This window comes from Streptomyces sp. NPDC050121 (genome assembly GCF_044460385.1).
In the GTDB taxonomy this organism is placed as follows: domain Bacteria; phylum Actinomycetota; class Actinomycetes; order Streptomycetales; family Streptomycetaceae; genus Streptomyces; species Streptomyces soliscabiei.
The window spans coordinates 28,069-49,073 of the sequence record NZ_JBITJV010000051.1; the positions used below are offsets into that span (position 1 = coordinate 28,069).

Here is a 21,005-nt window from a genome sequence, read left to right on the forward strand (position 1 = left end):
GAGATCGGTATCCCATACGTTCCGTTTTGCCACAAATTGTCGTTCGCCTGTCGTGTGCTCATCCCGTCCTCCCCCCGGAGCCGCTCATGCCCCCCAGGCCCGTCCACGAGCCGCGCCGCGACGACTGCCCCTGGTGCGGCTCGAAACGCCTGCGCACCCGGCTGCGCGCACCGGACCTGCGCCACCGCAGACCCGGCACGTTCGTGGTCGAGGAGTGCCGGGACTGCGCCCACGCCTTCCAGAACCCGCGCCTGACCACCGAGGGACTCAAGCTGTACGGCGCGGAGAGCGACCAGCGGGCCGGCCACGGGCAGCTGAGGGCCACGGCACGGGCGATGCTGCCCTTCCCCGAACCGGAGAGCTGGCTGGACGTCGGGACGGGGGACGCGCCCTTCCCTGCGGCGGCGAAGGAACTGTTCGTCTACACGGCGTTCGACGGGGTGGACCCGACCCTCCGAGTGGAGCGGGCGAGAGCCGCGGGCCGCCTCGAGGAGGCCCACGTGGGCCATCTGACGGCACCGGAGGTCCTGTCCCGCGTGCGAGGCCGCTACGACGTGGTCAGCATGCTCCACCACCTGGAACACACCCGGGAGCCGAGGAAGGAGCTCGCGGCGGCGCTGACCGCCCTGCGCCCCGGCGGCCACCTCCTCCTGGAACTCCCGGACCCCTCCAGCGCGTCCGCCGCCGTCCTCGGCAAGTGGTGGCACTCCCACGACCAGCCCCGCCACCTCCACCTGATCCCCCTGGCCAACCTCCGCACGGAACTCCAGGCCCGGGGCTGCGAGATCGTCGTGACGGACCGCAGGGCCCCGCACACCCCGCACGACCTGGCGACGGCGGCCTCGCTCTACCTGAACCGGACCCGGCTGCGCCGCACGGCCGGCCCCCTGACCGCCCTGGCCGCCACCCTCGACCACGCCCTGGCCCCAGCCCTGCGCCGAACCCGCTTCTCAAACGCCTACCGCCTCATCGCCCGCAAGCCCTAACCCCCCACATCCCCGCCCCCCGACACCTCGAAGCCCCGCGCCCTGAAGCCCCGCGCCCTGAAGCCCCGCGCCCTGAAGCCCCGCGCCCCGGAGCCCGGCGGCTCGGTGCCCGGTGCCTCGGAGCCCGCGATTCGGAGCCTCGCGTCCCGGAGCCCGGCGTCCCGAAGCCCGGCGAGTCGGTGCCCGCGTCCCGGAGCCCGGCGGTTCGGAGCGCGGCGGCTCGGAGCCCGCGATTCGGAGCCTCGCGTCCCGGAGCCCGGCGCCCCGGAGCCTCGCGACCGAGAACCCTGCGGCCCGAGAACCCTGCGGCCTGGGGCCCTGAGGCTCGGAGCCCGCGATCCGGAGCCCCGTGGCCGCACCCCGGCGGCTCGACGCCGGCGACGGCCCGCCCCCCCGACGGCCCCCCGACGGCCCCACCGACGGCCCGCCCCCCGACGGCCCGCCCCCGCGGCCCACCCCCCCGGCGGGCCGGAGCCCGGGGCCGGCTCCGGGCCGGAGCCTGTGGGCGGGAGCCGGACGGTCAGGCGCGTAGGGGTAGGGCTTGGCCTGCTACCACCAGTACGACCTGTTCGCACTCGGTGGCGACCGCCGCGTTCAGTCGGCCCAGTTCGTCCCGGTAGCGCCGCCCCGACGCCGTGGCCGGCACGATCCCGGAGCCGACCTCGTTCGACACCAGTACGACGGTCCGCCGCGCCGAGCGCACGGCCGCCGCCAACTCCGTCACCCGCGCGCGCAGCGCCTTCTCGCCGCCGTCCGCCCACACCGCGTCGTCCCACGCCCCGACGGAGTCCATGGCGTCCGTCAGCCACAGCGACAGACAGTCGATCAGTAGCGGCGCCCCCTCCGCCGCGAGCAACGGCACCAGGTCGCAGGTCTCCGTCGTCCGCCAGGACCCCGGCCGCCGCTCTCGGTGCGCCGCGACCCGCGACGCCCACTCGGTGTCGCCGCCGCGCGTCCCCCCGGTGGCGACGTACAGCACGTCCGGGAAGGACTCCAACCGGCGCTCGGCCTCCACCGACTTCCCCGACCGGGCCCCGCCCAGCACCAGCGTCCGCCTCGGCACGTCCGGCACCTCCTCGTACACCCCCACCGTCAGCGTCGACCCGTCCGCCACCGCCCGCGCCCCCGCCGCAGCGAGCCGCCGCGCGAGCTCCACGCCCGGCGGCACGTCGTGGTCCAGGTGGACGGCGACCACGTCCGTCGTCGGCCCCACCGCGCCCACCGCCCGCAGCTTCGCCAGCGCGTCCGGCCGCCCCACGAGATCCGCGAGGACCATGTCGTACCGCTCGGCGGCCCCCGACCCCTCCTCCAGGCCCGCCGGCGCGCCCCCGGGCGGCAGATACAGCAGCCGCTGCCCGTCCGGGCCGCTGACCGCGTACCCGGTGCCCGGCGCGTCCATCGCCACGGCCCGCACCCGATGCCCCGTCAGCAGCGCCAACTCCCGCCCGTCCGGCACCCGGCCGGGCTGCGGCAGCCCGGCCGGCACCTCCACCGGTGGCCCGTCGTGCGGATGCGTCAGCAGCACCTGCCGCACCCCGCCCAGCGAGTGACCCGCGCGCGCGGCGGCGAACGCGGCGCCCGGCGTCAGATCGAGCAGCAGCGTCCCGTCCACGAGCAACGCGGTCGCCGCGCGCGCGTGCGCACCGAGCGAGGTCGCGCACACGGAGCAGGAACAGTCGGGGCGGGGCAGGCCCGCGGGGGCGCCGGTACCGAGCAGAGTGACTTCCACGGAGCTGATTTTCGCCTGTCTGACCTGGTCTTGCGCATCCGACTAGGCTGCTCGGCAGGAGCCGGACCAAGATCCGGCTTCTGCTCTGCACGTGGTCACAGCTGGGAGGCGTACATGGCGGCATGGACGTGGCGGTTCGAGAAGGCCGACGGGACGGAGGTCCAACCCGCGGTGCAGCCCGAGGAGTTCACCACGCAGGGGGACGCCGAGTCCTGGATCGGGGAAGTGTGGAAGGACCTCCTCGAAGGCGGCGCGGACCAGGTACGGCTGTTCGAGGACTCCACCGAGATCTACGGCCCGATGAGCCTGCGCGCGAACGAGGCGTAGCCGCACAGCGGGGTGGCCCCACCACGGCCACCCCGTATGCCGTTCACTCGTACGAGCGGAGCGCGACCGCTCAGCCGCGCACCCCGCACAGGTGCAGCAGCGCCGCCACCTGCCGGTAGGGATCGGTCCGCCCGGCCCGCTCCTCGGCGGCCAGCAGGGCCTCGACGTCGCCCGGGATCTTTGCCCCGTCCGCCGCGGTGTCCGTGAAGACCCGCACGCCGTACCAGGTTTGCAGCGGAGCGCCGATCCCGGCGAGCGTGCCGGTCAGCGTCGTCAGCCGGTCCGCCCGTACGTCGAGCCCCAGCCGGTTGCGATAGGCGTCGGAGTCGAAGGCGTCCAGCGTGCCCGTCCAGTCGCCGGACAGGCCCGGCCGCATGGCCAGCGCGTCCGCGTTCCTGACCAGCAGCGACAGCAGACCGCCCGGCGCCAGCATCCGCGCGAGCCCCGCGAGCAGCGGATCCGGCTCCGCGACGTACATGAGCACGCCGTGGCACAGCACCACGTCGAAGCTGCCGGGCAGGAAGTGCACTCCGGTGTCGCGGCCGTCGCCCTCGATGATCCGCATCCGCTCCCGGATGCCCTCGGGTTCGCCGCCCAGCGCCTCGCGGGCCGCGGCGATCATCGTCGCGTCCTGCTCGAGGCCGGTCACCTGATGCCCGAGCCGGGCCAGCCGCAGCGCCTGCGTGCCCTGGCCCATTCCGACGTCGAGGACCCGCAGCCGCTGCCCCACCGGGTAGCGCGCCGCTATCTGCTCGTCGAGCTGCCGGGCCACCAGCTCCTGTCGTACGACGTCACGCAGCCCGCCCAGCCTGCTCAGCCAGGCCTTGGCCGCTCCCCCGGAGAAGGCCGCAGCGCTCAGAGCCGTGCTCCACGCTTGAGCTGCGGCTTGGGCAGCCGGAGTCGGCGCATCTGCAGCGAGCGCATCAGCGCGTACGCCACCGCGCCCCGCCGGTTCTGGTCGGGGAAGCGCTCCGCCAGCTGCTTGCGCAGCCGGAACCCGGTGACGAACGAGTCCAGCACGATCAGCACGATCACGACCAGCCACAGCAGCAGCGCGATGGTCTGCAGCGAGCCCACCCGCACCATGCTCAGCACGAGAATGACCACGGCCATCGGCAGGAAGAACTCCGCCACGTTGAACCGCGAGTCGATGAAGTCCCGGGCGTGCTTGCGCACCGGGCCCTTGTCACGGACCGGCAGGTAACGCTCGTCACCGCCGGCCAGCGCCTGGCGCTGGCGGTCCAGCTGGGCACGGCGCTCCTCGCGCTGACGCTTGGCGGCGTCCTTGCGCGACGTCGAGGTGTTGGCGACGCTGCGGCGCTGGGACTGGGCCTCACTGCGCTTGGGCGTGGGCCTGCCCTTGGGGGCCTGCGGGTCACGGGTCTGCTTGGAGTCGGTCACCACCGCGTCGGCGGGGGCCTTCTCTTCCTTGGCACGGCTACGGAACACAAAACCCAAGGGTAAGCGCTCCCGGGCATGGACCCCAGCCCGAAGGGGAACGATCCGGCAACACCAGTCGTCAGTAGAGGGGACAGACCGGGCAGGAGTGAGGAAGAAGGGGCACAGGGTGATCAGTCGCTCACCCTGAAGGTCACCTACTCCTCACGCCGGAGGCAGGAGCGCGGTCAGTCGTCCTTGGGGATGAGCGCATCCGTCCCCGAACAGTGCGTCAATGGATGCAGGGCCCGTACTGTGGGTTCTGTCGCAGAGGTTCAGGCTGGACGTCAGAAGGGGGCGCGCGAAGCCCATGAGCGGTGTCATGAAGCGTATGGGGATGATCTTCCGCGCGAAGGCGAACAAGGCCCTTGACCGGGCCGAGGACCCGCGCGAAACCCTCGACTACTCGTACCAGAAGCAGCTGGAGCTCCTCCAGAAGGTCCGCCGCGGCGTCGCCGACGTGGCCACCTCGCGCAAGCGTCTCGAACTCCAGCTGAACCAGTTGCAGTCGCAGTCGACCAAGCTGGAGGACCAGGGCCGCAAGGCCCTCGCGCTCGGCCGTGAGGACCTCGCCCGCGAGGCGCTCTCCCGCCGCGCCGCCCTCCAGCAGCAGGTCACCGACCTCGAGACGCAGCACGCAACGCTCCAGGGCGAGGAGGAGAAGCTCACCCTCGCGGCCCAGCGCCTCCAGGCCAAGGTGGACGCCTTCCGTACGAAGAAGGAGACCATCAAGGCCACCTACACGGCCGCCCAGGCCCAGACCCGCATCGGCGAGGCCTTCTCCGGCATCTCCGAGGAGATGGGCGACGTCGGCCTGGCCATCCAGCGCGCCGAGGACAAGACCGCCCAGCTCCAGGCCCGCGCCGGCGCTCTCGACGAGCTCATGGCCTCCGGCGCGCTGGACGACCCGACGGGCATGGCGAAGGACGACCTCCAGGCCGAGCTGGACCGCCTCTCCGGTGGTACGGATGTAGAGCTGGAACTGCAGCGCATGAAGGCGGAGCTCGCTGGGGGCACCTCCCAGGCCATTGGCACTGGGGGAGGCTCGTCCTCCGGACAGCAGGCCATCGAAGGCGGCACGAGCCAGTCGCAGTCCCAGCAGCAGCCGCAGGACACCCCGCGCTTCGACAAGCAGTAACCCGCGCCGGGTCCCGGAGCCGAGGAGGGCGACATGATCGTACGGATCATGGGGGAGGGCCAGTGGACGCTGGCCGACTCCCACTTCGTCGAACTGAACAAGCTGGACGACGAGCTGCTGGCCGAGATGGAGCGCGGTGACGAGGAAGGCTTCCACCGCGTCCTCGGCGCCCTCCTGGACGCGGTACGCCGCCTGGGCGACCCCTTGCCGGACGACGCGCTGGAACCCTCGGAACTCATCCTTCCGGCCCCGGAGGCGAGCGTGGAGGAGGTCCGGGAGATGCTGAGCGACGACGGCCTGATCCCGGGGTGATCTTCTTCTAGCCCGTCCGGCGTGTGAGGACGAGGTCCCTTCAGGGCCGAAGCGGGGTCCGGGGGCGGCAGCCCCCAGCCACGGCAAGGAAAGCGACGGTAACTACGAGGTGACCCTCCTTGCCCGGGCCGAGTGCCAGCTCAAGGCCCACCCCCTGACTCTGGACGCCTCGATCGCCGCAGGCGTCCTGCTCTGCATGCTGGCGGGCTCCTTCGTCGACCCGCACGGAGAGCACAGCGTCAGCTGGAGCATCCACAGCCCGGACCCGCTCAGCCTGCTGCTGATGACCCTCGGCGCCGTCGCCCTCGTCTTCCGCCGCAGCGCCCCCATGACGGTCCTCGCCCTCACCGGCGCGGCCTCCGTGATCGAGTCCGTCACCGGCGACCCCCGCGCCCCCGTCGCCATGTCCGCCGTGATCGCGCTGTTCACCGTCGCCGCCGGCACCGACCGCGCCACCAGCCTGCGGGCCGGCCTGCTCACCATGACGGTCCTCACCGGCGCCGCCATGCTCGCCGGACCACTGCCCTGGTACGCGCAGGAAAACCTGGGCATCCTCGCCTGGACCGGCATCGGCGCCACCGCAGGGGACGCGGTCCGCAGCCGCCGGGCCGTCGTCCAGGCCATCCGGGACCGCGCCGAGCGCGCGGAACGCACCCGCGAGGAGGAGGCCCGCCGCCGGGTCGCCGAGGAGCGCCTGCGCATCGCCCGCGACCTGCACGACGTCGTCGCCCACCACATCGCCCTGGTCAACGTGCAGGCCGGAGTCGCCGCGCATGTCATGGACAAGCGGCCCGACCAGGCCAAGGAGGCCCTCGCGCACGTCCGCGAGGCCAGCCGCTCGGCGCTGAACGAACTGCGGGCCACCGTCGGCCTGCTGCGCCAGTCCGGCGACCCCGAGGCCCCCACCGAGCCCGCGCCCGGCCTGGACCGCCTCGACGAGCTCGCCGGCACCTTCCGCAACGCGGGCCTCCAGGTCGAGGTGGCCCGCACCGACCACGGGACCACGCTCCCCGCCGCCGTCGACCTGGCCGCCTACCGGGTCATCCAGGAAGCCCTCACCAACGTTCAAAAGCACGCCGGAGGGGAGGCGAAGGCCGAGGTCAGCGTCGTGCGCGTGGGGCCGAACATCGAGGTCACCGTCCTCGACAACGGTCGCCCGGACGGCGAGGAGTCGCCTCAGGAAGGCGGCGGTCACGGCCTGCTCGGCATGCGCGAACGCGTCACCGCCCTGCGTGGCACCCTCACCACGGGCCCCCGCTACGGAGGCGGCTTCCGCGTCCATGCGATCCTGCCGATCAAGACCCGCACGGCCACCACGGGAGAGAGCGCATGACCATCCGTGTCCTGCTCGCCGACGACCAGGCGCTGCTGCGCAGCGCGTTTCGCGTGCTCGTCGACTCCGAGTCCGACATGGAGGTGGTGGGCGAGGCGTCCGACGGCGCGGAGGCGGTCCGGCTGGCGAAGGAGCAGCGCGCCGACGTCGTCCTGATGGACATCCGCATGCCCGGCACCGACGGTCTCGCCGCGACCCGGCTGATCAGCGCCGATCCTTCCCTCGCGCACGTCCGGGTGGTCATCCTGACGACGTTCGAGGTCGACGACTATGTGGTGCAGTCGCTGCGGGCGGGCGCCTCCGGTTTCCTCGGCAAGGGCAGCGAGCCCGAGGAGTTGCTGAGCGCGATCCGGGTCGCCGCGGGCGGGGAGGCCCTGCTCTCGCCGACCGCCACCAAGGGCCTGATCGCCCGCTTCCTCGCCCAGGGCGGCGCGGCGGACGACGAGCACGACCCCGCCCGCTCCGCCCGGCTGGAGGCGCTCACGGTGCGCGAGCGTGAGGTCCTCGTGCAGGTCGCCGGCGGCCACTCCAACGACGAGATCGCCGAGCGCCTGGAGGTCAGCCCGCTGACGGTGAAGACACACGTCAACCGGGCCATGGCCAAGCTGGGCGCGCGCGACCGGGCGCAGCTCGTGGTGATCGCCTACGAGTCGGGACTGGTACGACCAAGGGCGGAGTGAGGCCGGCCGTCGCCGCCGATGGCGTCGGACGTCGGTCCGCCGCGCCGACCCCCTTCCCCCGCGGGGGAAGGGGGCCCGCCGCCACGGGGTTACGGCAGTGCCAGCATCCGCTCCAGGGCCAGCTTCGCGAACGTCTCGGTCTCCCGGTCGACCTCGATGCGGTTGACCAGGTTGCCCTCGGCCAGCGACTCCAGGGTCCAGACCAGGTGGGGGAGGTCGATCCGGTTCATGGTCGAGCAGAAGCAGACCGTCTTGTCGAGGAAGACGATCTCCTTGCCCTCGGGCGCGAAACGGTTCGCCAGCCGGCGCACCAGGTTCAGCTCGGTCCCGATCGCCCACTTCGAGCCGGCCGGGGCCGCCTCCAGCGCCTTGATGATGTACTCGGTCGAGCCGACGTAGTCCGCCGCGGCCACGACCTCGTGCCGGCACTCGGGGTGCACGAGCACGTTCACGCCGGGGATCCGGGCGCGTACGTCCTCGACCGACTCCAGGCTGAAGCGGCCGTGCACCGAGCAGTGGCCCCGCCACAGGATCATCTTCGCGTCGCGCAGCTGCTCGGCGGTCAGCCCGCCGTTCGGCTTGTGCGGGTTGTACAGGACGCAGTCCTCCAGGGACAGGCCCATGTCCCGCACGGCGGTGTTGCGGCCGAGGTGCTGGTCCGGCAGGAACAGGACCTTCTCACCCTGCTGGAAGGCCCACTCCAGGGCCCGCCGGGCGTTGGAGGAGGTGCAGATCGTGCCGCCGTGCCTGCCCGTGAACGCCTTGATGTCCGCGGACGAGTTCATGTACGAGACGGGTACGACCTGCTCGGCTATGCCGGCCTCGGTCAGCACGTCCCAGCACTCGGCGACCTGCTCGGCCGTCGCCATGTCGGCCATCGAACAGCCGGCGGCGAGGTCGGGGAGGACCACCTTCTGGTCGTCCGACGTCAGGATGTCGGCGGACTCGGCCATGAAATGCACACCGCAGAAGACGATGTACTCGGCCTCCGGGCGGGCGGCCGCGTCCCGGGCCAGCTTGAAGGAGTCGCCCGTGACGTCCGCGAACTGGATGACCTCGTCGCGCTGGTAGTGGTGGCCGAGCACGAAGACCTTGTCCCCGAGCTTCTCCTTGGCCGCGCGGGCCCGCTCCACCAGGTCCGGGTCGGACGGGGAGGGCAGGTCGCCGGGGCACTCGACACCCCGCTCGCTCCTCGGGTCGGCCTCACGGCCGAGCAGCAACAGGGCGAGCGGAGACGGCTGTACGTCGAGCTCCGTGGTCTGGGCGGTGGTCACGACACGCACCCTTTCTACTTTTCGTCGAACTGACGCTATCTATCATAACCCGCTTCACGTCACTTTGACGATGGTCATTGCGTCGATGTGACATGAATCCCGGTGAGGCGTTTTCCGCCCGCAACCGTGTGTGCGAGCATGAGAAGGGAACGAAAAAGACAAGAGATCGGCCCGGAATGAATCCGCGGCCCCGTCGGTTGCAACCGTCGGCAAGCAGTCTCCGTACAACCCGGGAGAGATGTAGATGTCCGTATCGGACGAGACCAGCACCGTCACCGACGGCATCATCCTGTCCGACGCCGCCGCGGCGAAGGTCAAGGCCCTGCTCGACCAGGAAGGCCGTGACGACCTGGCCCTGCGTGTCGCCGTTCAGCCCGGTGGCTGCTCCGGCCTGCGCTACCAGCTCTTCTTCGACGAGCGGTCCCTCGACGGCGACGTCGTCAAGGACTTCGACGGCGTCAAGGTCGTCACCGACCGCATGAGCGCCCCCTACCTGGGCGGCGCGTCCATCGACTTCGTCGACACCATCGAGAAGCAGGGCTTCACGATCGACAACCCGAACGCGACGGGCTCCTGCGCCTGCGGCGACTCCTTCAGCTAATTCCGGTAGCGCCCGAAGGCATGAGCGAACAACGAAGGCGGCGGCCCCCTGTCGATGGGGCCGCCGCCTTCGTTGTTCGCCGCGCCGGCCGCTACTGGACCTGCGGCAGCCGCGCCCCCGGCTTCTCCAGGGGGATCGCCTTGCCGTCCGTGCCGACCACCGTCCGGCTGCCCAGCGGCTGGTCCAGCTGCACGGTCTTGTGGAACTGCTTGGCGATCAAGATGCAGATCTTGTTCGGCCAGGGCGTCTCCGTGACGGTGACCTTCACCTCGTCCGCGCTCTCGGTCGCCGTCGCCCTGTAGTCGGCGCACACCCCGCCGGTGAAGCTCACGACCAGCTCCTTGCCCTCGGCGGTGTATCCGTCGGGGTGCACGTCACGCGTCTTCGGGGCGCTGCCGGTCGGCGTCGGCGTGGGGGTCGTCGCGGACTCCAGATACGCCGGCTCGACGGCCGGCTGCGTCACCGTGTACCCGGCGGCGGCCCCCGCGCCCTTCACGTCGAACAGCCAGGACGGCACGAGCACCTGCCGGCCGCCCGAGGTGTGCGGGGCGAGCCCGAGCACCGCGTCCTCGACCGTCACCGTCTCGTGCTGCGGCGCGGCGGTGGACGTACCGCACGGGCTCTCCAGCCGGTCCTTCAGCGGCACCGGGCTGGCGCAGCCGCCGATGCCCATCCGGTGATCGCTCCCCGGCGCCTCGTTCAGCGCGGCCAGCGCCTCCCGAGCGCTCAGCAGGGGGTACGTGTCGCCCTTCACCGGCGCCTGCAACTGGCCGTTCGCGCCGACGACCTCGCCCTGCGCGCTGACGCTGATGCCGGTCGTCCAGCCGTGGGTGGGCAGACCGCCGATCACCGGATCGGCGTTCACCAGCCGCTGGGCGCCCATGATCTGGCTCGCGTCCACCTTGGCGTCGTCCTGGCCCACCGCCTTCAGGATCGGCGCCGCCGCCTGCTTCGCGACCGCCTCGCTCACCGTGTCGCCGGCCGGGGCCGCGGGATCCCGGGTGCACTTGACGGTGCCGCCCGTGCAGTCGTCGGTACCGGGCGCGTACCGGGTGAAGGTCCAGATTCCCGGCGCCTGGCGGTTCACCCGCAGCACCGGCCCCGAACCGTCGGCGGCGCCGACCCTCCAGGCCTCGCCGTGGACCACCGGCGTCCCGTCGGCCCCCAGGGCCTTCGCCAGCCGGGCCACCTCGTCCTTGGCGACCGCGCCCTCGGCCCAGTACACGGGCGCGGAGCTCGGACCGTCCGGAAGCGTGCCGGCGGCCTTGTAGGTCGTCCCGTAGGGGTTCGGCTCGCCGGGCGCGATGCCGTTCGCACGGCCGTTGGAGGCACCCGTGCCTGCGGAGTAGTCGTCCAGGAGAAGCGCGGCGGGGGCGCCGTCCCCGGAGGGCGACCCGGAACCGGACCCGCCGGACCCGCCGCCCGAGCTGCTCACGACACCGGAGGTGAGGTACGCCCCGCCGCCGCCCACCAGCAGCACGGCGGCGGCGACGGAGGCGATGAGCAGGGGGGAACGCCGCCGAGAGCCGGCGGCCTCCGCCTCCTCACCAACCCCGCCCACCTGGACCCCCTCAGAAACCCCACCGGCCGAGCCCCCCTCGGACACCCCACGGGCGGCGGCTTCCTCGGGCACCTCACGGGCCGGGGCGCCCTCGGGCACCTCACGGGCCGGGCCATCCTCAGGAACCTCACGGACTCGGGCACCCTCGGGCACCTCACGGGCGGCGGCTTCCTCGGGCACCTCACGGCCCGGAGTCCCCTCGGGAACCTCACGGGCAGTTGCGTCCTCGGAAAGCTCACGGCCCGGAGTTCCCTCGGCCACCTCACCGGCCGGAGTCCCCTCGGGAACCTCACGGGCCGGAGTTTCCTCGGGAACCTCACGGGCCGGAGTTTCCTCGGGAACCTCACGGGCCGGAGTCCCCTCGGGAACCTCACGGGCCGGAGTCCCCTCGGGAACCTCACGGGCCGGAGTCCCCTCGGGAACCTCACCGGCCGTGGCGCCCTCGGGAACCTCACTCGCCGGGGTCTCCTCGGGAACGGCGCTCTGCTCCGCCGCACCGCCCTCGGTGCCCGCCTTCCCCGCGGTGCCCGCCGCACCGCCCTCGGTGCGTGCCTTCGCCGACGCGCCCCCGGCGTCCGTCTGCCCCGGCTCGCGCGCGGCGTCGTCGTTCTCGGGTCGCTCGGTGTTCACCGCATCGCTCCTTCGGCTGCCCTGCTGTCGTACCTCACATCCCCTTTACGGGGGACGGCGATGGGACGCGACAGGGGAGCGCACGGTTCCCTTCCGAGCGCCCTGCCGAGGAAAGCCGAGAGAAACCGAGGGAAAACCCCCTAGTTCCCGTAATCAAGGACGACGTCGTCCAGCATGGCCTCCAGTAGCCGCGCCGACTTCGCCGGCACGCTCACGCCGTGGATGAGTGACGGCGAGACCGGACGGGAAGTGATCTTCTCCGGGGCGGCCCAGTGCGGAGCCATCCGGGCGCAGTCACCGCGCAGCGACGCCAGGCCGCCGTCGAGGTCGGCCGGAACGGGGGCGTGGACCTTGAGGTTCGTCATGACCGAACCGTATGCACGCCGCGGCTTGCGAAGAAAGATCTACTATCGGGTAGTTTCGGCTGCTTCAGCAGGTCGGGGCGACCGGGTAGCGTGAACCGTCCGCTATCGCGCAGCACCCCTTTGATTCCACAGGAGAGTCCACGCCGTGCGCATCGCAGTCACCGGCTCCATCGCGACCGACCACCTCATGACGTTCCCCGGCCGCTTCGCCGACCAGCTCGTCGCGGACCAGCTGCACACGGTCTCGCTGTCCTTCCTGGTCGACAACCTGGACGTGCGCCGGGGCGGCGTGGGCGCGAACATCGCCTTCGGCATGGGCCAGCTGGGCACCCGCCCGGTCCTGGTCGGCGCCGCGGGCGCGGATTTCGACGAGTACCGGGCCTGGCTGGACCGGCACGGCGTCGACACCGGCTCGGTCCGCATCTCCGAGACCCTGCACACCGCCCGCTTCGTGTGCACCACCGACGCCGACCACAACCAGATCGGGTCCTTCTACACGGGCGCGATGAGCGAGGCCCGCCTGATCGAGCTGAAGACCGTCGCCGACCGGGTGGGCGGCCTCGACCTGGTCCTGATCGGCGCCGACGACCCGGAGGCGATGCTCCGGCACACCGAGGAGTGCCGCTCCCGTTCGATCCCCTTCGCCGCCGACTTCTCCCAGCAGATCGCCCGTATGAACGGCGACGAGATCCGGATGCTGCTGGAGGGCGCCACATACCTGTTCTCCAACGAGTACGAGAAGGGCCTCATCGAGTCAAAGACCGGCTGGAGCGACACCGAGATCCTCGCCAAGGTCGGCCACCGCGTCACCACCCTCGGCTCGCGGGGCGTCCGCATCGAGGGCATCGCCGCGGACCCGATCGAGGTCGGCTGCCCGGACGAGGAGGCCAAGGTCGAGCCGACGGGCGTCGGCGACGCCTTCCGCGCCGGCTTCCTCTCCGGCCTCGCCTGGGGTGTCTCCCACGAGCGCGCCGCGCAGATCGGCTGCATGCTCGCCACCCTCGTCATCGAGACCGTCGGCACCCAGGAGTACCAGCTGCGCCGCGCCCACTTCATGGACCGCTTCACCAAGGCCTACGGCGACGAGGCCGCAGCCGAGGTCCGCACGCACCTGGCCTGACACAGGCTCTCAGGAGGCCCGGCGGACCAGGTAGGCGAAGCCACGGTCCGCCGGCTCCGCACCGACGTACTCCTGTCCCCGCATCTCGCACCACGCGGGGATGTCGAGCCGGGCAGCCTCGTCGTCGGACAGCACCCGCACCGTGCCCCCGACCGGCACGTCCCCGATGACCTTCGCCAGCTCGATGACGGGGATCGGACACCGCCTGCCCAGTGCGTCCACCACGAGCTCCTCGCCCCGTACGTCCGCCACCTGCGCGGACATGGGCGCCCCGAGCTTCTCCCGGACCCCCGCCACGGCCCCCGGCAGCACGGCGAGGAACCTCTCCACATCCTCCTCGGCAGCCCCCGCCGGCAACGAAACCCGCACGTTTCCCTCACTCAGCACCCCCATCGCCTTCAGCACGTGGCTGGGCGTCAGCGTGCTGCTGGTGCAGGACGAACCGGACGACACGGAGAATCCCTCCCGGTCCAACTCGTGCAGCAGCGCCTCCCCGTCGACGTACAGGCAGGAGAAGGTGACGATCCCCGGCAGCCGCCGCTCCGGATCCCCGACGACCTCCACCTCCGGGACGACGGCGGCCACCCGGGCCCGGATCCGCGCCGTCAGCTCCCGCAGCCGTACCGCCTCGGCCGACGCCTCGGCCTGCACCGCCCGCAGCGAGGCCGCCGCGGCCACGATCGCCGGAATGTTCTCGAACCCTGCCGCCCGCCCCGACTCCCGCTCGTCCACCGGGCCTTGGACGGCGAACCGCACCCCCTTGCGCACCACGAGCACCCCGACCCCCGACGGCCCGCCCCACTTGTGCGCGCTGGCCGTGAGCAGCGACCAGTCGCCCTCCACCCGCCCCCACCCGAGCGACTGCGCCGCATCCACCAGCAGCGGCACCCCCGCCGCCCGGCACACCTCGGCCACCCCGGCCACCGGCTGCTCGGTCCCCACCTCGTGATTGGCCGACTGCAGACAGGCGAGCGCGGTGTCGGCCCGCAGGGCCTCGGCATACGCCTTGACGGCCACGGCTCCCTCCCGGTCGACGGCCACCCGTGTCAGCGTGCCGCCGTTCCGCTCATGCGCCTCGGCCGAATGGAGCACTGAGGAATGTTCGACAGATGACACGATCAGGTGACGTCCAACCCGCTGACGCCCAGCCAGCGCGCCCGCGACGCCGGAGTGCACGGCCCGCGTTCCCGAGGGGGTGAAGACCAGTTCGTCCGGTCGGCACCCCACCGCCTCAGCGGTCGCCTCACGGGCGGCATCGAGCAGCATCCGCGCGCGCCGCCCCTCCCGGTACAGCCGGGCGGGGTCGGCCCACCCCTCGTCGAGCGAGGCCAACAGAGCCTGGCGGGCCACGGGATGCAGGGGAGCGGCGGAGGCGGCGTCGAAGTAGGGCACACGGCAACGTTAAGACGTGGGCGGGCTCCCGGGGGCGTGGGGCCGTTTCGATCCGCGGCTCCGCCGCGCGGGGCACGATCGGCCACGACGGTCCCGCCCTGGCCACACAAGCCGCATTGACGAGGTATTAGGCGCTATCGGCCACCCGTCCCCACCCCTTCGGGGTGACCGGCGGCGCGTATGCCACCCTCCCCGCGAACCCCCGGAGGGCGTCGGCTAGGGTTTGGTCCGCATAAACATCCAAACCCCTGCCCGACGCAGGGCGGCGACCGACCAGCGAGAAGGCAGGCCGCAGCCAACCGCGCGGGCGAGACTCTCGGGAAGGCGCTACGTGAGTCCCAACGGCTCCGACCGCTCGCCGCGGCGCCCGATGCGGCGGAAGCTGCTGCAGGCAATGACCGCGGGCCTGGTCCTGGCGACCGCCACCGGTTGCACATACAAGGACTTCCCCCGCCTTGGCATGCCCACCCCGGTCACAGAAGAGGCTCCGCGGATCCTCTCCCTGTGGCAGGGTTCCTGGGCTGCCGCGCTGGCCACCGGCGTGCTGGTGTGGGGCCTGATCCTGTGGAGTGCTTTCTTCCACCGGCGCAGCCGCACCAAGGTCGAAGTTCCTCCGCAGACCCGGTACAACATGCCCATCGAGGCGCTGTACACGGTCGTGCCGATCATCATCGTCTCGGTGCTGTTCTACTTCACGGCCCGTGACGAGTCGAAGCTGCTGAGCCTCGACAAGAAGCCCGACGTCACGGTCAACGTGGTCGGCTTCCAGTGGAGCTGGTGCTTCAACTACATCGAGAACGTCGACGGTTCCAACGGGGACGCGAAGACCGACAAGAACCTGGCCGCGATCCCGGACCGGTTCAAGACGGACTTCCCGGACAACGCGGGCGGCACCTACACCTGCGGCACCCCCGGTGAGAAGAACCCGGACACCAAGAACCCGGGCCCGACCCTCTGGCTTCCCGAGGGCAAGACGGTCCGCTTCATCCTCACCTCGCGTGACGTCATCCACTCCTTCTGGGTGGTGCCGTTCCTGATGAAGCAGGACGTCATCCCGGGCCACACCAACTCCTTCCAGGTGACCCCCAACCACGAGGGCACCTTCCTGGGCAAGTGCGCCGAGCTGTGCGGCGTCGACCACTCCCGGATGCTCTTCAACGTGAAGGTCGTCTCCCAGGAGCGCTACGAGAAGCACCTCAAGGAACTCGTGAAGAAGGGGCAGACCGGTTACGTTCCCGCGGGCATCGAGCAGACGAGCCACGAGAAGAACCGGGAGACGAACAACCTGTGAGCATCCTCAACGAACCCCAGGGTGCCGCGGCAGCTGAAGACTCCTACGAGAATGAGCTGCCGGTCCGGCGCAAGCAGCCCGGCAATGTCGTGGTCAAGTGGCTGACGACCACCGACCACAAGACCATCGGTACGTTGTATCTGGTCACGTCGTTCGCGTTCTTCTGCATCGGCGGCGTCATGGCGCTCCTCATGCGCGCCGAGCTCGCCCGACCGGGCCTGCAGATCATGTCGAACGAGCAGTTCAACCAGGCGTTCACGATGCACGGCACGATCATGCTGCTGATGTTCGCGACGCCGCTGTTCGCCGGCTTCACGAACTGGATCATGCCGCTCCAGATCGGCGCGCCGGACGTCGCCTTCCCGCGACTGAACATGTTCGCCTACTGGCTGTACCTGTTCGGCTCGCTCATCGCCGTGGCCGGCTTCCTCACCCCGCAGGGCGCCGCCGACTTCGGCTGGTTCGCCTACGCCCCGCTGTCGGACGCGGTCCGCTCGCCGGGCATCGGCGCCGACATGTGGATCATGGGTCTGGCCTTCTCCGGCTTCGGCACGATCCTCGGCTCGGTCAACTTCATCACCACGATCATCTGCATGCGCGCACCGGGCATGACCATGTTCCGCATGCCGATCTTCACCTGGAACGTGCTGCTGACCGGTGTCCTGGTCCTGCTGGCCTTCCCGGTCCTCGCGGCCGCGCTGTTCGCCCTGGAGGCGGACCGCAAGTTCGGCGCCCATGTCTTCGACGCCGCCAACGGCGGCGCGTTGCTATGGCAACACCTCTTCTGGTTCTTCGGCCATCCAGAGGTGTACATCATCGCCCTACCATTCTTCGGAATCATCTCCGAAGTGATCCCGGTGTTCTCCCGCAAGCCGATGTTCGGCTACATGGGCCTGATCGCCGCGACCATCTCGATCGCCGGTCTCTCCGTGACGGTGTGGGCGCACCACATGTACGTCACCGGTGGCGTGCTGCTTCCGTTCTTCTCCTTCATGACGTTCCTCATCGCCGTGCCGACGGGCGTGAAGTTCTTCAACTGGATCGGAACGATGTGGAAGGGCTCACTGTCCTTCGAGACACCGATGCTGTGGGCGACGGGCTTCCTCATCACCTTCACCTTCGGTGGTCTGACCGGCGTCATCCTGGCCTCGCCGCCGATGGACTTCCACGTGTCCGACTCGTACTTCGTGGTGGCGCACTTCCACTACGTCGTCTTCGGCACCGTCGTCTTCGCGATGTTCTCCGGCTTCCACTTCTGGTGGCCGAAGTTCACCGGCAAGATGCTCGACGAGCGCCTCGGCAAGATCACCTTCTGGACGCTGTTCATCGGCTTCCACGGCACCTTCCTGGTCCAGCACTGGCTGGGCGCCGAGGGCATGCCGCGCCGTTACGCGGACTACCTGCACGCCGACGGCTTCACCGCCCTGAACACGATCTCGACGATCAGCTCGTTCGTCCTCGGTCTGTCCGTCCTGCCGTTCTTCTACAACGTGTGGAAGACCGCCAAGTACGGCAAGCCGGTCGGCGTCGACGACCCGTGGGGCTACGGCCGCTCCCTGGAGTGGGCCACGTCCTGCCCGCCGCCGCGCCACAACTTCCTCACCCTGCCGCGGATCCGCAGTGAATCCCCGGCGTTCGACCTGCACCACCCGGAGATCGCCGCGCTCGAGCAGTTGGAGCACGCCGGCCACGGCGCCAGTGCCATCACGGGCAGCAAGGAGGCCGGCAAGTGAAGATCCAGGGCAAGATGTTCATCTGGCTGAGCGTCTTCCTCCTCGTCATGGCGACCGTCTATGGCGTGTGGTCGAAGGAGCCGGCCGGCACCACGGCCCTCTTCCTGGCCTTCGGCCTGAGCATCATGGTCGGCTTCTACCTGGGCTTCACCGCCCGGCGGGTCGACGCGGGCGCACAGGACAACAAGGAAGCGGACGTCGCGGACGACGCCGGCGAGCTGGGCTTCTTCAGCCCGCACAGCTGGCAGCCGCTGTCGCTCGGCATCGGCGGCGCCCTGGCCTTCCTGGGCGTCGCGGTGGGCTGGTGGCTGCTGTACTTCTCCGTGCCGCTGATCCTCATCGGCCTGTGGGGCTGGGTCTTCGAGTACTACCACGGTGAGAACCGCACCCAGTAACACGCGCTGAACGCGGCGAGAGCCCGGACACTCCGTCAGGAGGGTCCGGGCTCACGCTTTTGCCGTACTGAGGGTCCTCCGTTCGTGTCACTCAGCGCGCCGCGGTTGACTTGGCTCCCTAGCGTGAAGTCATGAGCCACCACCCCCGCCCCCGCACCGTCGTCGGCTGCACCCTGCTGGTGATCGCCCTGGGCGCGGTCGCAAGCGCCTGCGGCTCGGACGGCGACCCCCTCTCCGCGCGCCCGTACGACGCGACGGACCAGATCTCCTTCAACGGCCTCAAGGACGACGGGAAGAAGGTCGACCCGGACAAGCCCCTGGAGATCACCGCCGAGGACGACGACCGCATCACGGACGTCACCGCCGTGGACGGCGCAGGCCGCTACGTGGCGGGCGAACTCTCCGCCGACGGCAGCCGCTGGCACAGCACCGAGCCGCTGGCCGCAGGCGTCCACTACACGGTCCGCGTGAGCACCGAGGACGACGACGGCGCCCCCGGCCGCCGGGTGCTCACCTTCGAGACGGGCAAGCCCACCACGAAGAAGCGCCTGACCGTCGCGTTCGGCCCCGACGCGGGGGAGTACGGCGTCGGCCAGCCCGTCACCGCCAAGCTGGACCAGCCCGTCAAGGACCCCGCCCAGCGGGCCGTCGTCGAACGGGCCCTCAAGGTCGACTCCACGCCCGCCGTGCCGGGCGGCTGGCACTGGGTGGACGACAAGGAGCTCCACTACCGCCCCAAGGACTACTGGCCCGCCCACGCCGTCGTCCGCGCCCACAGCAACCTGGACGGCATCAAGATCGGCGACCGGCTGTGGGGCGGCCCCACGAAGGACCTCAAACTCACCATCGGCGACCGGGTCATCGCCGTGACCGACGCCGCGGCGCACTCCATGAAGGTCTTCAAGAACGACGAGGAGATCAACCAGATCCCCGTCACCACCGGAAAGCCCGGCTTCGAGACCCGCAACGGAGTCAAGGTCGTGCTCGGCAAGGAGTACTTCGTCCGGATGCGCAGCACCACCGTGGGCATCTCCGCAGGCTCCTCGGACTCCTACGACCTGCCCGTCTACTACGCCACCCGCGTCACCTGGAGCGGCGAGTACGTGCACGCCGCCCCCTGGTCCGTGGGCTCCCAGGGCTACGCGAACGTCAGCCACGGCTGCACCGGCATGAGCACGTCGAACGCCGCATGGTTCTTCAAGAACATCCGTGCCGGCGACGTCGTCCAGGTCGTCAACAGCAACGGCAACACCATGGAAACCTTCGGCAACGGTTTCGGCGACTGGAACCTGGACTGGCCCAAGTGGACCGAGGGCAGCGCCCTGACAGGCGCCAAGAAGGAGACAGCCCAGGAAACAGCACGCCTCAGCCCGGCGGCGGTGTAGGCCGACAGGGGCGCGGGGCGAGCCGTACCACCTGACGCCCCCGCCCCTCGGGCGCTACGCGCTCTGCTGAAGCCTCTTCTCCCGCAGCAGGGAAGCGAGAGTCGCGGCGAACTCCACGGGCTCCACAGGGTGCGTCACAGCCGCGTCAGCCCGGCTCCACGTGGCCAGCCACGCATCCTGCGGCCGCCCGATCAGCACCAGCACCGGCGGACACTGGAACACCTCGTCCTTGACCTGCCGGCACAACCCCATGCCGCCCATCGGCACGGCCTCGCCGTCGAAGACACAGACGTCGATCCCGCCCTTGTCCAACTCCTTGACGGCCGCGGCCGGCGTCGCGCACTCCACGAACTCCACCACAGGGGCGTCCGGAGCGGGCCGGCGCCCGGTCGCGAGCCGTACCTGCTCGCGGGTGTTGGAGTCGTCGCTGTAGACCAGCACCGTGGCGGTCGCCTGCATGCTTCCTCCGTGACATCAGCGTCGTAAGCGTCGTACGGACAGAACCGATGTCGCGGATGCTACTCCCTTGAACACCCCGTCAACACCGCTTGGAACGCGACTTCGATGGGCCATACGGGCAGTACACACGGTGCGAACACTCCGAACGGCACCCCCCGGAGTGAGGGCGGGATAAGGGACCGACATAATGTCGGTCGTGGCGACAGCAACGACAGTAGAAACCGGGCACGCGCACCCGTCGGTCAATCGGCCGAACCTCACCAGCGTCGGAACCATCATCTGGCTGAGCTCCGAGCTGATGTTCTTCGCGGCCCTCTTCGCGATGTACTTCACCCTGCGATCGGTGACGGGTCCTGATCACTGGAAGGAAATGGCCGAGTCCCTGAACCTTCCGTTCTCGGCCACCAACACCACGATCCTGGTGCTCTCCTCCCTCACCTGCCAGCTCGGCGTCTTCGCCGCCGAGCGCGGTGACGTGAAGAAGCTCCGGATGTGGTTCATCGTCACCTTCATCATGGGTGCGATCTTCATCGGCGGGCAGATCTTCGAGTACACGGAGCTGGTGAAGAAGGACGGGCTCTCGCTCTCCTCCGACCCGTACGGCTCGGTGTTCTACCTGACCACCGGCTTCCACGGCATGCACGTGACGGGCGGCCTCATCGCCTTCCTGTTCGTTCTCGGGCGCACCTACGCGGCCAAGAGGTTCACCCACGAGCAGGCGACAGCGGCCATCGTCGTGTCCTACTACTGGCACTTCGTCGATGTCGTCTGGATCGGCCTCTTCGCCACGATCTACCTGATCAAGTAGCCGGGGCCCGCTCCCGCACATCCCAAGCATCGACGCAGAAGATCCTGAC

Annotated in this window: 21 protein-coding genes; 13 read left to right on the forward strand and 8 right to left on the reverse strand. The window is 70.5% G+C overall.

Annotated elements, in window-relative coordinates; translation table 11 throughout:
• Positions 1–86: 86 nt before the first annotated feature.
• Positions 87–986 carry a class I SAM-dependent methyltransferase gene (locus tag ACIBTS_RS43525; protein WP_399326700.1) on the forward strand — a complete coding sequence of 300 codons (900 nt, stop codon included), beginning with the start codon at positions 87–89 and terminating at the stop codon, positions 984–986.
• 520 nt (positions 987–1,506) lie between these two features.
• Here ACIBTS_RS43525 and ACIBTS_RS43530 read toward each other — a convergent pair.
• Complete coding sequence (locus ACIBTS_RS43530) at positions 1,507–2,715, reverse strand: bifunctional adenosylcobinamide kinase/adenosylcobinamide-phosphate guanylyltransferase (RefSeq protein WP_399326702.1); 1,209 nt, start codon at positions 2,713–2,715, stop codon at positions 1,507–1,509.
• Between the two features lie 114 nt (positions 2,716–2,829).
• On the opposite strand from ACIBTS_RS43530, the gene ACIBTS_RS43535 reads away from it, so the two are divergent.
• The gene (locus tag ACIBTS_RS43535; protein WP_079662828.1) at positions 2,830–3,042 is read left to right on the forward strand and encodes a hypothetical protein; all 213 of its coding nucleotides are present in this window, start codon (positions 2,830–2,832) and stop codon (positions 3,040–3,042) included.
• A gap of 70 nt (positions 3,043–3,112) precedes the next feature.
• Here the strand turns inward: ACIBTS_RS43535 and ACIBTS_RS43540 are convergent, their stop codons facing one another.
• Both ACIBTS_RS43540 and ACIBTS_RS43545 read right to left on the reverse strand, forming a co-directional pair.
• A complete protein-coding gene (locus ACIBTS_RS43540) occupies positions 3,113–3,814 on the reverse strand; it encodes a methyltransferase domain-containing protein (RefSeq protein WP_399326704.1) in 702 nt (233 codons plus the stop codon).
• An 83-nt stretch (positions 3,815–3,897) separates the two neighbouring features.
• Positions 3,898–4,491 carry a DUF3043 domain-containing protein gene (locus tag ACIBTS_RS43545; RefSeq protein ID WP_319346502.1) on the reverse strand — a complete coding sequence of 198 codons (594 nt, stop codon included), beginning with the start codon at positions 4,489–4,491 and terminating at the stop codon, positions 3,898–3,900.
• 310 nt (positions 4,492–4,801) lie between these two features.
• Between ACIBTS_RS43545 and ACIBTS_RS43550 the strand changes: the two genes are divergently transcribed.
• The 4 genes from ACIBTS_RS43550 to ACIBTS_RS43565 all read left to right on the forward strand — a co-directional run bounded on the left by ACIBTS_RS43550 (position 4,802) and on the right by ACIBTS_RS43565 (position 7,942).
• A complete protein-coding gene (locus ACIBTS_RS43550; protein ID WP_399326706.1) occupies positions 4,802–5,617 on the forward strand; it encodes a PspA/IM30 family protein in 816 nt (271 codons plus the stop codon).
• A 33-nt stretch (positions 5,618–5,650) separates the two neighbouring features.
• A complete protein-coding gene (locus ACIBTS_RS43555) occupies positions 5,651–5,929 on the forward strand; it encodes a hypothetical protein (protein WP_319675527.1) in 279 nt (92 codons plus the stop codon).
• A 109-nt stretch (positions 5,930–6,038) separates the two neighbouring features.
• Entirely contained in the window at positions 6,039–7,262 is a 1,224-nt protein-coding gene (locus ACIBTS_RS43560) for a sensor histidine kinase (protein WP_399326708.1), read from the forward strand.
• A complete protein-coding gene (locus ACIBTS_RS43565) occupies positions 7,259–7,942 on the forward strand; it encodes a response regulator transcription factor (protein ID WP_319346507.1) in 684 nt (227 codons plus the stop codon). The genes ACIBTS_RS43560 and ACIBTS_RS43565 overlap by 4 nt, the downstream gene beginning before the upstream one ends.
• An 89-nt stretch (positions 7,943–8,031) precedes the next feature.
• On the opposite strand, the gene nadA is transcribed toward ACIBTS_RS43565, so the two are convergent.
• Positions 8,032–9,216: a quinolinate synthase NadA gene (gene nadA / locus ACIBTS_RS43570; protein ID WP_079665134.1), complete on the reverse strand. Its 1,185-nt coding sequence runs from the start codon at positions 9,214–9,216 to the stop codon at positions 8,032–8,034.
• 244 nt (positions 9,217–9,460) lie between these two features.
• On the opposite strand from nadA, the gene ACIBTS_RS43575 reads away from it, so the two are divergent.
• On the forward strand, positions 9,461–9,817 hold the full coding sequence (locus ACIBTS_RS43575; protein ID WP_030794551.1) for an iron-sulfur cluster assembly accessory protein: 357 nt from the start codon (positions 9,461–9,463) through the stop codon (positions 9,815–9,817).
• A gap of 91 nt (positions 9,818–9,908) precedes the next feature.
• Here the strand turns inward: ACIBTS_RS43575 and ACIBTS_RS43580 are convergent, their stop codons facing one another.
• The gene (locus tag ACIBTS_RS43580; protein WP_399326711.1) at positions 9,909–12,008 is read right to left on the reverse strand and encodes a hypothetical protein; all 2,100 of its coding nucleotides are present in this window, start codon (positions 12,006–12,008) and stop codon (positions 9,909–9,911) included.
• 140 nt (positions 12,009–12,148) lie between these two features.
• On the reverse strand, positions 12,149–12,373 hold the full coding sequence (locus ACIBTS_RS43585; protein WP_399326713.1) for a hypothetical protein: 225 nt from the start codon (positions 12,371–12,373) through the stop codon (positions 12,149–12,151).
• A gap of 145 nt (positions 12,374–12,518) precedes the next feature.
• Here ACIBTS_RS43585 and ACIBTS_RS43590 point away from each other — a divergent pair, with 145 nt between their 5' ends.
• Entirely contained in the window at positions 12,519–13,493 is a 975-nt protein-coding gene (locus ACIBTS_RS43590) for a carbohydrate kinase family protein (RefSeq protein WP_319677653.1), read from the forward strand.
• 9 nt (positions 13,494–13,502) lie between these two features.
• Here ACIBTS_RS43590 and ACIBTS_RS43595 read toward each other — a convergent pair whose 3' ends face one another.
• Complete coding sequence (locus tag ACIBTS_RS43595; protein WP_399326715.1) at positions 13,503–14,885, reverse strand: cysteine desulfurase/sulfurtransferase TusA family protein; 1,383 nt, start codon at positions 14,883–14,885, stop codon at positions 13,503–13,505.
• Between the two features lie 331 nt (positions 14,886–15,216).
• Here ACIBTS_RS43595 and coxB point away from each other — a divergent pair, with 331 nt between their 5' ends.
• The 4 genes from coxB (at position 15,217) to ACIBTS_RS43615 (ending at position 19,689) form a co-directional block, all read left to right on the forward strand.
• Complete coding sequence (gene coxB, locus ACIBTS_RS43600) at positions 15,217–16,176, forward strand: cytochrome c oxidase subunit II (RefSeq protein ID WP_319671866.1); 960 nt, start codon at positions 15,217–15,219, stop codon at positions 16,174–16,176.
• A complete protein-coding gene (gene ctaD / locus ACIBTS_RS43605) occupies positions 16,173–17,909 on the forward strand; it encodes a cytochrome c oxidase subunit I (RefSeq protein WP_399326718.1) in 1,737 nt (578 codons plus the stop codon). The genes coxB and ctaD overlap by 4 nt, the downstream gene beginning before the upstream one ends.
• On the forward strand, positions 17,906–18,304 hold the full coding sequence (locus ACIBTS_RS43610) for a cytochrome c oxidase subunit 4 (RefSeq protein ID WP_399326720.1): 399 nt from the start codon (positions 17,906–17,908) through the stop codon (positions 18,302–18,304). Before ctaD ends, ACIBTS_RS43610 begins: the two co-directional genes overlap by 4 nt.
• 131 nt (positions 18,305–18,435) lie before the next feature.
• Positions 18,436–19,689 carry an Ig-like domain-containing protein gene (locus tag ACIBTS_RS43615; protein ID WP_399326723.1) on the forward strand — a complete coding sequence of 418 codons (1,254 nt, stop codon included), beginning with the start codon at positions 18,436–18,438 and terminating at the stop codon, positions 19,687–19,689.
• 54 nt (positions 19,690–19,743) lie between these two features.
• On the opposite strand, the gene ACIBTS_RS43620 is transcribed toward ACIBTS_RS43615, so the two are convergent.
• Complete coding sequence (locus ACIBTS_RS43620) at positions 19,744–20,148, reverse strand: hypothetical protein (protein ID WP_399326725.1); 405 nt, start codon at positions 20,146–20,148, stop codon at positions 19,744–19,746.
• A 187-nt stretch (positions 20,149–20,335) separates the two neighbouring features.
• Between ACIBTS_RS43620 and ACIBTS_RS43625 the strand changes: the two genes are divergently transcribed.
• Positions 20,336–20,956 (forward strand): heme-copper oxidase subunit III, encoded by a 621-nt coding sequence (locus ACIBTS_RS43625; protein WP_079662845.1) that lies wholly within the window; start codon positions 20,336–20,338, stop codon positions 20,954–20,956.
• Positions 20,957–21,005: the final 49 nt, after the last annotated feature.

What these genes read in the sequence shown, in the direction of transcription:
- ACIBTS_RS43575 (WP_030794551.1), top strand. Translation starts at nt 9,461, where the DNA reads ATGTCCGTATCGGACGAGACCAGCACCGTCACCGACGGCATCATCCTG.
- ACIBTS_RS43535 (WP_079662828.1), top strand. Translation starts at nt 2,830, where the DNA reads ATGGCGGCATGGACGTGGCGGTTCGAGAAGGCCGACGGGACGGAGGTC.
- ACIBTS_RS43620 (WP_399326725.1), bottom strand. Translation starts at nt 20,148, where the DNA reads ATGCAGGCGACCGCCACGGTGCTGGTCTACAGCGACGACTCCAACACC.
- ACIBTS_RS43525 (WP_399326700.1), top strand. Translation starts at nt 87, where the DNA reads ATGCCCCCCAGGCCCGTCCACGAGCCGCGCCGCGACGACTGCCCCTGG.
- ACIBTS_RS43625 (WP_079662845.1), top strand. Translation starts at nt 20,336, where the DNA reads ATGTCGGTCGTGGCGACAGCAACGACAGTAGAAACCGGGCACGCGCAC.
- ACIBTS_RS43615 (WP_399326723.1), top strand. Translation starts at nt 18,436, where the DNA reads ATGAGCCACCACCCCCGCCCCCGCACCGTCGTCGGCTGCACCCTGCTG.
- ACIBTS_RS43550 (WP_399326706.1), top strand. Translation starts at nt 4,802, where the DNA reads ATGAAGCGTATGGGGATGATCTTCCGCGCGAAGGCGAACAAGGCCCTT.
- ACIBTS_RS43565 (WP_319346507.1), top strand. Translation starts at nt 7,259, where the DNA reads ATGACCATCCGTGTCCTGCTCGCCGACGACCAGGCGCTGCTGCGCAGC.
- ACIBTS_RS43585 (WP_399326713.1), bottom strand. Translation starts at nt 12,373, where the DNA reads ATGACGAACCTCAAGGTCCACGCCCCCGTTCCGGCCGACCTCGACGGC.
- ACIBTS_RS43555 (WP_319675527.1), top strand. Translation starts at nt 5,651, where the DNA reads ATGATCGTACGGATCATGGGGGAGGGCCAGTGGACGCTGGCCGACTCC.